The organism is Nitrosomonas sp. Nm132 (assembly GCF_900100485.1).
Taxonomy (GTDB): Bacteria; Pseudomonadota; Gammaproteobacteria; order Burkholderiales; family Nitrosomonadaceae; genus Nitrosomonas.
On sequence record NZ_FNDH01000007.1, the window covers coordinates 1 to 11,894 of the forward strand.

Annotated in this window: 7 protein-coding genes; 1 reads left to right on the forward strand and 6 read right to left on the reverse strand. The window is 44.8% G+C overall.

What is annotated here, in order from left to right:
- Nucleotides 1-231: 231 nt before the first annotated feature.
- The 3 genes from BLP80_RS04175 to BLP80_RS04185 all read right to left on the reverse strand — a co-directional run bounded on the left by BLP80_RS04175 (nucleotide 232) and on the right by BLP80_RS04185 (nucleotide 4,353).
- On the reverse strand, nucleotides 232-2,502 hold the full coding sequence (locus tag BLP80_RS04175) for a polysaccharide biosynthesis tyrosine autokinase (RefSeq protein WP_090540454.1): 2,271 nt from the start codon (nucleotides 2,500-2,502) through the stop codon (nucleotides 232-234).
- A gap of 57 nt (nucleotides 2,503-2,559) precedes the next feature.
- Nucleotides 2,560-3,774, reverse strand: a complete 1,215-nt coding sequence (locus tag BLP80_RS04180) for a polysaccharide export protein (protein WP_090540455.1) — start codon at nucleotides 3,772-3,774, stop codon at nucleotides 2,560-2,562.
- Nucleotides 3,775-3,912: 138 nt separating this feature from the next.
- On the reverse strand, nucleotides 3,913-4,353 hold the full coding sequence (locus tag BLP80_RS04185) for a low molecular weight protein-tyrosine-phosphatase (RefSeq protein ID WP_090540456.1): 441 nt from the start codon (nucleotides 4,351-4,353) through the stop codon (nucleotides 3,913-3,915).
- A gap of 995 nt (nucleotides 4,354-5,348) precedes the next feature.
- On the opposite strand from BLP80_RS04185, the gene BLP80_RS16115 reads away from it, so the two are divergent.
- Nucleotides 5,349-6,248: a PEP-CTERM sorting domain-containing protein gene (locus BLP80_RS16115; protein ID WP_090540461.1), complete on the forward strand. Its 900-nt coding sequence runs from the start codon at nucleotides 5,349-5,351 to the stop codon at nucleotides 6,246-6,248.
- Between the two features lie 503 nt (nucleotides 6,249-6,751).
- On the opposite strand, the gene galE is transcribed toward BLP80_RS16115, so the two are convergent.
- The 3 genes from galE to BLP80_RS04210 form a co-directional block, all read right to left on the reverse strand.
- Complete coding sequence (gene galE, locus BLP80_RS04200) at nucleotides 6,752-7,738, reverse strand: UDP-glucose 4-epimerase GalE (RefSeq protein WP_090540612.1); 987 nt, start codon at nucleotides 7,736-7,738, stop codon at nucleotides 6,752-6,754.
- A gap of 330 nt (nucleotides 7,739-8,068) precedes the next feature.
- The gene (galU, locus tag BLP80_RS04205) at nucleotides 8,069-8,956 is read right to left on the reverse strand and encodes a UTP--glucose-1-phosphate uridylyltransferase GalU (RefSeq protein ID WP_090540614.1); all 888 of its coding nucleotides are present in this window, start codon (nucleotides 8,954-8,956) and stop codon (nucleotides 8,069-8,071) included.
- Between the two features lie 296 nt (nucleotides 8,957-9,252).
- A complete protein-coding gene (locus tag BLP80_RS04210; protein WP_090540463.1) occupies nucleotides 9,253-11,742 on the reverse strand; it encodes an Ig-like domain-containing protein in 2,490 nt (829 codons plus the stop codon).
- Between the last annotated feature and the right edge of the window lie 152 nt (nucleotides 11,743-11,894).

Here is an 11,894-nt window from a genome sequence, read left to right on the forward strand (position 1 = left end):
CTATCACCAAATGTACTTATGATCTCGTGTGGAGTGGTTCCACTCATGGATTAGCCGGTCATAACGTAAATGGCATGCACGTCATTCTGCCATGAGGGAGGTATTTTCCAGCCGTAATGATCAACAAGCTGGCTGATACCTCAAAGAGTTAGAAAGAGTCAAAAACTCCCGGCTTTGTCTCACTTTGATTCGGTATTCGACTGAATCGAATACCGAATCATCTCCGACATTTCATTTGCCACTTTTGTAGTTATATTGATAAACATATTTACCATAGCCATACCTGGATTGAGAAGACAGTTGCGGTAGATCATTAAACACAATGCCTTTCAAATTGACGCCCGCTTGAACAAGCCTTTTTGCACTTTGTTCCAGTTCCCGCATAGGATGCACACCCGCTTTAACAACCATGAGTGTCGCGCTGGCTAGACGACCAATAATAGCCGCATCGGTCACCGCCAAGATGGGCGGTGAGTCAATAATGACGAGATCGTACTGCTTGCTGATATTCTCCAATAAAATAGCAAAATTTTCATGCAGCAATAATTCTGACGGATTGGGAGGATACGAACCGGTAGAAATAAAATCGAAATTAGCGGACGTTATGCCATGAATGGCATCCTCTATTTTTATTGCATTCAGAATAAGCTCCGAGAGCCCATGCGCCTTCTCAATGCCTAGATATTTATTGATATTACCTCTGCGCATATCACCATCAATAAGTAATATTTTTTTGCCGGCACTGGCCATTACAGCAGCCAGATTAGATGAAACAAACGTTTTTCCAATAGCCGGGCTCGGTCCCGTTACCATAATGACATTATTTCGCGCCTCTAAAAAAGCAAAATGTAAAGTAGTGCGTAGACTGCGCATACTTTCTATGGCGAGATCTTCCTTATCTTCCACCGCCAGCAACATAGCAGGTAGGCTATGACCTGAACGAGCGATCTTTTTAATTTTGTTAACCAGTACTTGTTGTTTTCTGCTATGTGGAATAGTCGCATAAACAGGGATATTCAATTGTTTCTCGATTAAATGAGGGTCTTCGATACCGTGGCTTAATAATCTGCGAATAAATACTGCCACTACACCCAGGATGAGTCCTAAAATGAGTGCAATACTAATAATGAGGATTTTCATGGGTCTAATGGGCTCGTCAGGCAACATAGCATAATCGACGATTCTTACGTTCCCGACTGTCCCTGCCTTTGCTACCCGTAGCGTTTGCGCATTATTGAGCAAGGTCGTATAAAGCTCGGTGCTCACTTGCATATCACTGGACAACCTCAAGATAACTTGCTGGGTTTCCGGTAATACTCCGATTTTCTTATCTTGAGAATTAATCTGTCCCTGCAATCGAGCAATTTGCTTGTCATGAGAGATGATAATAGGATGGGATTCAGTGTATTTTTGTCGCAGCTCGTCGCGTTTTTGCTGTAATAAAGTAAGCTGTGTTTTCAGCTCGACGGCTCCTTTCAATACATTTTGCGTTTCAAGATTTAAATCAACAGAACCCTGCCGGATCCTATAATCATTCAAAGCATCTGTGGCGGCTTCCATTTGTTCTTTGAGGATAGGTAGCTGCTTTTCCAGAAATTCCAGGGTTTTCTGGGATTCAGCAGATTTATGATTAACATTCTGCTGTACATAAATATTGGCGATCTCATTCAATATGCGCACAGCTTTATCCTGGCTGGGTGCTTCGACTGTTAATTCAAGTATCCCCGTACCTTTACCTTTCTCCATAATGGAAATATTACTTTTTAAGCGATTGATCGCTAGGCCCGTGGACTCACGTATCACAGTAAAGTGTGTATCCGGTCGAGCAAACAATAACGGTACAAAGATCTCTATGGATCGCCCATTGTTCCCCAGTTGTTTACTGGCGATTTTGCCCACCTCACCTTCGAGAAGTGTCTCGTCATTATAAATAAGCTTGAACCGACCCAATTCTCCCGCTTGTAATATGAATTCCTTGTCATTCAAATCAGAAGGTACATTAAACGTGTCGACTTGAATCATTTCCCCGCCCCAGGCATAGTGAGACTGTCCCAATAAAGGACTGGACAGCGAATTATCCTGGTTACTTTCCTGAAATCGTCTGGCAATAGCTCCACCAAAGACAGGAAAATATTTGGGCTTGGCAATGATATCCAGATGAAGATTATGAACGGCTTCTCCCAATATCAATCGCGATTTGATCAGTTCAATTTCAGCCAAAACCGATAATTTGGTATCTACTAGACCTGTCAATGCTTCCAGACCGGCCATGGAGCCTGTGTTTTCTTTTACCTGCAATAAGCCATCAGCTTTATAAACTGGCGCATCAAGAAAAGCTTTGGCGATACCTAGCGATAACGTAATGAAAGTGATGGTGATGATTAACCATTTATTGTCCACTAAAATGCTTATTAATTCACTCAAATTGATTTCATTTTCATCCTCTTGATTCAGTGAATAGTCGATTTGAGTTTTAGGGTAGTCAACAGGTAAATTGGACATTGTATTATGCATAAATAGTGATTAATCAAGTTTCCAGATGTTTATATTCGGGTCCATTTATCTAGCTGGCCGTTCGAGTAATGGTTGCACCCTTAACACACCATCCAATGAATTTAGCAGGTTAATGGTCGGTTGGATTTGCGCAATAATTTGATTCCAGCGGATACCCATAGCGCGATCGATATAAATCACGTCACGTGGTTGCAACGGGAAACGCTCCGCCAAGAGTAGCGCATCAGGTGATTTTGCATCCAGATGAAAGATTTCTGATTTGCCTAACCCACTTCTAAACACAAAAATTCTGGCAGGATCGGAGGTATCTTGATCAAAGCCGCCTGTGTCACTGATCGCTTCAACCAATGTCATTCGTGCTTTATTCATAACAAGGCTACGTGCTCGACCGGCAGGGCCACCGGCACCGAATAGTTTTACTTCTCCGAGTATAAATACTTTGTTAAACAAATTATCTGGCACATTCAGTACATCGCCATGTTTCAACAGTACATTTTGGGTGATATCACCTCCTTCATAAAGACTGAGCAAATTAATACTGTAAGTTTTGCTTTCTCTGGTTAAGGTAATATTGCGCAGATCTGCGCCAGGTTTTACACCCTCTGCATTGTTGATGGCTTCTAACACAGTCAGTGGAATATCTCTGACTAACTGAATCCCTGGTTTAGCTACCTCACCCACGACATAAACCCGCTGACTACGATAAGAGGCCACACGAACATCCAGTTGCACGTTTTCAATATACTTCGATAGTTTTTGCGTTATATCGCCCCTGATCTCTTCGACGGTTCTACCTTCCGCCTGAACGACTCCTACATAGGGATAGAAGATTGTTCCATCTTCTCCGACGACATTACCCGCTGTTTCTGCGGAGCGGAATTGACCCGCCGGGATGGTTAATTCTGGATGGTCCCAAACAGTGATATTGAGAATATCCCTCGGCCCGACACGATATTGAGTGTAAAGTTCTTTGGTTGGGACACCTTTTATGGTTGTTGAGCCAATGCGATAATCAAAATAATGATTGGCGACGTTGTCAGGGCCCAGGCTGCGATTATTAAAATCCTTCTCTAACTCAACGATCAACTGAGCATTGATGGTTTGAATGTTGAGTTTTTTTAAAATGGTTTCTTCATTTTCCGTCACTGGCAATTCCACACTTGATTGCTTTCTAAAATGGCTCATATGTTGACCCGGTATGATGCTACAGGCAGCAAGTTGGGATAGCGCAATAAGAATTAAGAAAGTTTTAGCACGCATAGAATTCAAATGTAAATAAAATATAGATTGTAAATATCTTACGATAACTTATTGAAGTGTAATGTTTAAATCAACAAAATTTTTACCGGTTTGATAAATTAATAGAGCACTCATCCATAAATTTTTATGTTGTTCGCCTTATAATTTGCTTATCCACTGGAATACACCACGTTCAATTAATGTAAGTGATTGCTCAAAAACCAATAATTCCTTCTGGTAAGGATCGGCAATATCAAATCTTCCCCATTCTCCGAGACGAAAAACTTTTCCTTTGGAGCTGGGTTCCTTTTCTTCAATAATCTTTTTTTGGAACGATTCCATCACCAGAATGAGATCCGCTTTGCGGATCATCTCATTATTCAATTGACAGGCACGGTGACCTGAAATGTCTATACCTTTTTTTATCATCAGTTGGCAAGCTTTGGGATCTGCGCTATGACCTACCAGTGCATGTAGTCCAGCAGAACATACAAAACAATCAGCTTTGCCTAATTCGGCAATTGCCTGCTTTAATAATCCTTCGGCCATTGGACTTCTGCATATGTTGCCGATGCAAACAATTAATATATTCTTAAACAAGGAGTGATTCTTTTATCTCAAAAAAAGACGTACTTTTATAGTTTTTATCCAGAAAAATTATGACCGTTTGTAGTAACTTGGTGAATACCGTAAGCTATTCCGCGCCGTTACGCCTTACCTTGTACCCCTAAAACCAGCCACTCTATCCGACTGAAAAATCTAGCTTGAGTGCAGGCATTCGCTAAGCTCAGATCAAGCGGTGAAGCGATATATCAATAATTATTTCAATGAAGCTGCTGACTTTACTTTTGATTAGGATTAGGGGTTGCCTCGCAAATAACGCATCATTATATCGCTCTTCTCCGTTGTGCAACGACTTCGATTTTCATTGTACCTTCAAAGTTTAGATAGCTAGCCAACTTGCACATCAAATTCACTATTTTAATTTCTCTCAATCTCAGTACGTGTTTTCTTAACCTATTTATATCTTTTTTTAAGATAGGGATAATCCACGAGAAAGGATAGATATACCCTGCTTTTTTGCTGATCCCTCTCTTAAATTGACGAGGTTGATGATCTTTTAACCCGAATATTTCATAAATTGGCACGTGCCCTCACTTGTCTTTTGATTAATAAGAAAGATTTTGCTCAGTCGGGTGTATGAATCACTACACCCTCTTTCTCAAAACTTCCCTATTAATCAAAATCCTGCGTGATCATCACGCGAATTTATGAAATATTCGGGTTAAAGAAAAGGCTGGCTGCCAGGCGCTCATTTGTCACTAGCGCATCAGGGATGTGTAAGGGTTGTCGGTTTTTTTTACACGCCGATACTTTATTACCCAGTTAAGGCTGGCGATAATTATGCAATTATTTGATTATTATAATTATAATTAAATATGATTTGCATGTTTAGCATAGATTTTGCTTATTAATTAGAGAAGGTGTTTGAACGAACAATTTGTATTACGGGAAAGATGGCTCAAAACCGTAAGTATGACCATACATTCAACACCCATCCATTTCCCATTTAACGATATAGGAGTTACGTTGAAATGAATTTAGAATCAAAGGGTATATTTCAATCAACCGACATGAGGGCATCAAAAATGCTTGCCCATGGAGCACACTTGGCGCCTGTAAAAAAGATGAAACATAAAATCCTGTATGGTCTGGCAAGCATGATGATGATGATAGGAGCAACGATGAGCGCCCAAGCGTTTGTTTTCTCGGCGCAAGGCTATCTCAATGGCGCCCCCTTTGAATCGACCTCTCTGGGAGGCGCGTCAGGATTTAATCAAAAACTTGGCTTGGGTACCGGAGACAGTGTTTCCTTTAGTGGTCCTGCTTCAACCCCAGCCTTGGTGGCAAGCGGTTTCATAGCTTATGATCTCAATGGAGTACCAGGTATTCAGATGGGTGATGTGACGGGATTTCTGAATCAAACCGTATTTACGGGCAGTGCGCTCCGCACCCTCGATAGCGGAAGCATTCCTGCAATGATTACGAACACATCCACTGGTCTTGCGGGTAGTTTTCATGTCGATTATAACGGTGTCTTTGCAAGTGCCCCAGGCCCACTTGGCGTGATTCTCAACCCATTGCTCAATTCAGGCAACCCTGTTTCCGGCCGTCTTGATATCGGTTTCACCGTTAATGGTGGCGTATTGGATGCGACCTGGACAGACTCAAATTTGAGTGGTTGGGGCGGATTCGAAGCCCTTTTTGCGGTATTTGATAACCCATTACTGGGTGGTAACAATGATGGCAACATCAATGGCTTGCTTTATCTGGCCGACAGTGGCACGGTCATTCCAAACGCCGCGCCCCAGCTCGGAAGCGGTAATTTTCAAATTACCGCCACCCCCACCGCTGTTCCCGAGCCCGCATCCTTGGCATTGCTTGGCATTGGTTTGGCAGGTCTGAGCCTGATGCGTCGTCGCAAGTGTGCATAGGCTGAAAGTAGCATAGCCAATACGATAGCTAATACGGCTGGATCATCTTTGTGGGTAACTCAATAAAAATTTTCAGTAAATCTGCAGGTTACCCATCCAATTTTCTTTCCTGGGCTATTTCCAGTAGCTGCACAAAATTAGTAATCAATTTTGTGATATTGAGGTATGCAGTACAATAAGGATGGTCAACTGCAAGGCTGTGAAAAAAGAATATTTTTTAGCGAAACTTCGTTTTCACAGCCTCTGAAGAGCTAACCCGAATATTTCATAAATTGGCACGTGTCCTCACTAGTCTTTTGATTAATAAGAAAGATTTTGCTCAGTCGGGTGTATGAATCACTACACCCCTCCTTCTCGAAACTTCTCTATTAATCAAAATTCTGCGTGATCATCACGCGAATTTATGAAATATTCGGGCTAAGCTGTCAAAGCAGCAAGCACTACTTCTACCCGTCTTGACCCCTTCTTAGACGGGTGGGGTACGCGTAGGCGTAACAAAGCGATCATGAATCATGTTTGCTGCCATGGAGAATCCAGCGCCAGGCATGCTCAATAATTTTCTCTATTTCCGGATACTTTGACTGCCAACCTAGTTGGATTCTGGCAAGACCGCTATCAGCAACCAAGCGCGCCGGATCTCCTTCACGCCGCGCGCCATATTGGACAGGAATCTCCCGTCCCGTCACTTCCCTTGCTGCATCTATCACTTCACGAACTGAGAAACCCTCGCCATTGCCCAAGTTATATACACCGCGTGGCGCGCCATCCCATAATTTTTCTATGGCAAGCAAATGCGCCTGGCAAAGATCCTCGACATGAATATAATCGCGAATACAGGTGCCATCGGGAGTATCGTAATCTTGACCGAAAACGGTGATATAGGGGCGCATCCCTGCAGCGGCTTGCAAAACCAGCGGAATTAAATGCGTTTCCGGGTCATGCCGTTCACCCAGTTGCCCTTCTGCATCTGCGCCCGCCGCGTTAAAATAACGCAGGCAAATGGATTTGAGACCATAAGCGCGATCAAAATCAGCCAGTATTTCTTCTACCATCAATTTGCTTCGACCATAAGGATTGATGGGGTTCTTCGGGTGAATTTCATTAATGGGTGTGTATAGTGGTTCACCAAAAATGGCCGCTGTTGAGGAAAAGAGAAAAGTCAAAACCTTATGATTAACCATCGTCTCCAGCAGATTGAGCGTATTTGTGACATTATTCCGATAATAGCTGCCGGGATTGAGCATTGACTCACCAACCTGGATGAAGGAAGCAAAGTGCATGACGCCATCAAAATGATGCTCGGCAAAGAGCCCGTTTAGTAAGGCCGTATCCGCCAGACTGCCTAAAATAAAATCGCCGCCCAGAACTGCATCGCGGTGTCCGGAAGATAGATCATCCAGTATGACAACATGATGCTGTTTTTGGAGTAACATCTTTACCATATGGGAGCCGATATAGCCGGCGCCACCTACTACGAGTATTTTCTTCATTGGCATGTACCCTCGATTGTATATTCAAACCTAAAACTGCTTTTCGGCTAAAGCTAGCCCGAATATTTCATAAATTGGCACGTGCCCTCACTTGTCTTTTGATTAATAAGAAAGATTTTGCTCAGTCGGGTGTATGAGTCACTACACCCCTCTTTCTCAAAACTTCCCTATTAATCAAAATCCTGCGTGATCATCACGCGAATTTATGAAATATTCGGGCTAGGTTAGCTCTGAGCTCTGAGGGCGAGCGACACAAACCCAAATCCCCCAGCCACTCGAAGATGCCTCAACCTACACGGCTTCAATCCGATCAAATCTGCTGTCTGAGAATCAATGATCAGAAGGCTCATGATAGCCACGCGCATTTAAATAATCGACAAAATCCTTACCGACTTCTGGATGTTTGCATCCCAGTGCAATGGTGGCCATTAGGTAGCCGAGCTTGGTCCCACAATCATAGCGAGTACCAGTAAATTCATAGGCCAGCACCTGCTCTTCCTGCAGGAGCGAAGCAATGGCATCAGTAAGTTGAATTTCTCCACCCGCACCTGATTTTGTCTGTTCTAAATGCTCGAAAATCTTTGAAGTAAGAATATAGCGGCCAACCACGCCCAGTGTTGATGGCGCATTCTCGGGCCGAGGTTTCTCGACTATACGTGTAACCGAGTGTAATTTTTTTTCTTTTGCTTCACATTTCACAATGCCGTAATGAATGGTTTCTTCCGGTTTTATATTTTGCACGCCAAGTATTGAGCAACCCTGCTGTTCATAAAGCCGGGTCATCTGCTGCATCACCGGATTAATGCCTTCGATCAGATCATCTGCTAACAACACAGCAAACGGTTGATCGCCCACAACAGGGCGTGCGCATAATACCGCATGCCCCAACCCTAATGCCTCTGGTTGCCGAATATAAATACAGGAAATATTTTTTGGCACGATACTGCGCAATACTTCAAGCGTCTCGCTCTTGCCGCGCGCCTCCAGCTCTGCTTCCATTTCATAGGCTTTATCGAAATGATCTTCTATAGCACGCTTATTTCGCCCTGTAATAAAAATCATCTCCTGGATACCGGCTGCGATAGCTTCTTCTACTGCATACTGAATTAAAGGCTTATCCACAATAGAGATCATCTCCTTGGGACTAGCTTTTGTGGCGGGTAAGAAACGGGTTCCCAATCCTGCGACAGGGAAAACAGCTTTGGTTATTTTTTGCATATTTTGCATAGATAGATTACCCTGAGATGTAGTCCTAAATGATGTGGGGGTACGTCAACTTATACTTACTTGCGTGGCTGATGGTTAAGAATTCTATCACGCCTCATAGCGTTTCTAAACCACCCGGAAACGGTGAGAATGAGACGGGATAGTGCAGTTTGGTATAGAGATTTTTGTTCGCAAAGAACGCGCGAAAAGACACTCATGTCGCTCGTGCTACCCTGGGACATGGCGGAACGAGCGCGATGAGCTTTAGAAAAACCGAGCTATTGCCCGATGACGATAGCCCTTCTGTATTATGGTGCCAAGTGGATTCCGTTGACCTTTGCATCGGGTGAAAGTCCGTTGCCGATACTATCCCATATGAACTCATAGGTGCAGGAAGTATTGATACCCGTCGAACCTAGCGTGCACTTGAGAATATCGCCGATATCCACAGTGATGCCTGCGACAGAGAATGGATCTTTAGCGGTAAAATAAATGTGACCATTACCGTTAATCCAAACGCCATTGACATCGACGCCGCTTAAGCCGACTCTCGATCCATCAAAATACAACTCCCACGAGCCGCTCGTTTGCTCACCCAAGGAGATGGCGTTGAAAGCGATCAGATCCTGGTCCTTGCCGGAAACACCGGAAACATTGAAGTTGCCGCTCGTACTGATGACCAGCCGTCCATCTGGAAGAACGCCGATAGCATCGATATTCTCATCCTTCGTATCGAGCCCTACAGACGCGCCTTTCAAGTACAACTCAAAGCTGCCTGCCGTATCCTTGCCCAAGGAAGTTGGGATAAATCGTACGATATCCGTATTAGCGACTTCACCTACATCTGGCAAGGAAGCGCTCGCGTACAGACTGAATAAGATGCTCCCATCTGGCATGATGTGGAAGGCGTCGATTTCTTTGTCATTAACCCCCACGTTAGAGCCCTTGAAGTAGATGGACCAGCATTTCGACACGGTGTTATAAGCAAGAATATCTTCGTCCCCGTAGGAAACGTAGAGGTCATTACACTGCGAGCCATTGGTTAGATCACCGCTATTGGAAGTGGTAACAAAAATCGTGCCAGAAGATGGTAGGGGCGGCTGCTGAATTTGGTCATCTACGACGACCAAAACCAGACTTGATTCCTTCTCATTCCCTGCTTTATCCCGAGCCACAGCCGAAAGGGAATAAGTTCCTGGTGTCGCTGAGCTGGCCTCCCAAGGCACTGAGAATGGCGCTGTAACATCCTCTGCTCCGAGGACATTTCCATCTAGCTTGAACTGAACCCCTGCGATACCACTTTCCATATCTGTTGCAGTCGCTGAGACCGTCACCCTGCTAGAAACCGTGGATCCGTCTTTCGGGTTGCTCACTGAAACGGTCGGCGGCGTTGTATCCTTATCCGGGGAGGTCTCTGGGGTTGGTGGCGCGAGTGGTGTGGTTGAATTACTCGGCGCAAGCGAATTCAAATACTCTTCGATGTTGGTGTAGCCATCACCGTTTCTGTCTTGATTTGCGTCTGCCGGATTATTCGGATTCAAGCCTTGCTGCTTCTCCCACTCATCCGGCATCCCATCGCCATCCGTATCGACCGGCGGGGTTCCGGAGGCTATCACCAACAAGCCACCCACATCCGACGGATCGTTAATAATCCGCCCGGTTCCATTGCGTACGTCATTAATGATGCGTTGATCATGGGCATCCCGCATTGGCAAAGTGGCTCCCACATTGCCTAACACCAAGCTTAACGCTTCGGATGCGGAAACCGTGGTGATCGGCGGTGCCGTAAACCGGCTATCCACGAGCATAAAACGGCTGCTTTCTTCCACGATCAATTCTTCTGGCAGGTCGTTGGTTGACCGATGAAAGCCGATGTTGCCCCGTACAAAGATCTTCGGTTTGAGATGCAGGCTGCTAGAGCTTTCATAGAAAACTATTTCATAGCCTTTTTTTCCATCTGCGCTCCAACTGCTCGGTCCACGCTTATAGTAGTTGTTGATTGCATTGACGTGCGGCTCGCCAAATACATCCTTGACCATGGTCCAGAATTTACCGCCGTTATAAAAGACATTGTTGACCATGTCGAATATCCCCGTCGTATTGATGTTGGGGCTGCGGTCCATATGATGCGCCAGTAGGTTGTGGTGCATCGAGATATTGCCCGAATTTTCGCCGCGGAAATGCAGGCCCTTACTATGCTCACCTTCCGGATGCGTGGAGTTGCTAAGCCCCTCAGCGATGATGCTCCACTGGATCGTGAAATCACGTACGCCATCCGTCTGGAACACCTCATCCGTTCCCCAAGAAAAAGAGCAGTGGTCGATGACGGTGTTATAAGATCCTGGATACATGGTCACCGCATCCACCCCTCCGCTGCCCCCCGAGGGTGGTAAATTGCGAAGTCTGAGATAACGCATCACCACATTATGAGTCCGGATCGCCATTAATCCCTTTTCTTCCATCGTCGGGTGTCTGGTAATGGTGATTCCGCCCCCCGGCGCTGTCTGCCCGGCCACTGTCAAATAGGGTTCGGTCAACTCTAAGCGCGACTTTAGCTCAATAGTCCCGGCCACCCGAAACACCACGATGCGGGGCCCTGAAGCAGCCAGCGCCGAACGCAAGCTTCCAGACCCGCTATCGTTCAGATTCGTTACGGCGATGACTCTACCATCTCGTCCTCCCGGTGTTGCCGAGCCGAATCCTTCTGCTCCTGGGAATGCCGGTAAGCCAAATGCTTGTTGCGCAAATATGGTTAAAATTAAAATCGAATAAGTTAAATATTTCAAAAAACTAAACATAAATATACATACCTCTCTGTATATGAAAATAAACAACCCAAAGACCATCATCCGCTATCGATAAGCAAGGGTTTGTCAGACCAAAGGCAACCATTTGCTTCCCTGGCTCCAGGAGGTTATCCAAGAAAAGAATTTTTAAATTTCAAAGCACA

Coding starts and splice junctions, on each gene's coding strand:
- BLP80_RS04175 (WP_090540454.1), bottom strand. CDS start 2,502: ATGTCCAATTTACCTGTTGACTACCCTAAAACTCAAATCGACTATTCA.
- BLP80_RS04180 (WP_090540455.1), bottom strand. CDS start 3,774: ATGCGTGCTAAAACTTTCTTAATTCTTATTGCGCTATCCCAACTTGCT.
- BLP80_RS16115 (WP_090540461.1), top strand. CDS start 5,349: ATGAATTTAGAATCAAAGGGTATATTTCAATCAACCGACATGAGGGCA.
- galE (WP_090540612.1), bottom strand. CDS start 7,738: ATGAAGAAAATACTCGTAGTAGGTGGCGCCGGCTATATCGGCTCCCAT.
- galU (WP_090540614.1), bottom strand. CDS start 8,956: ATGCAAAAAATAACCAAAGCTGTTTTCCCTGTCGCAGGATTGGGAACC.
- BLP80_RS04210 (WP_090540463.1), bottom strand. CDS start 11,742: ATGTTTAGTTTTTTGAAATATTTAACTTATTCGATTTTAATTTTAACC.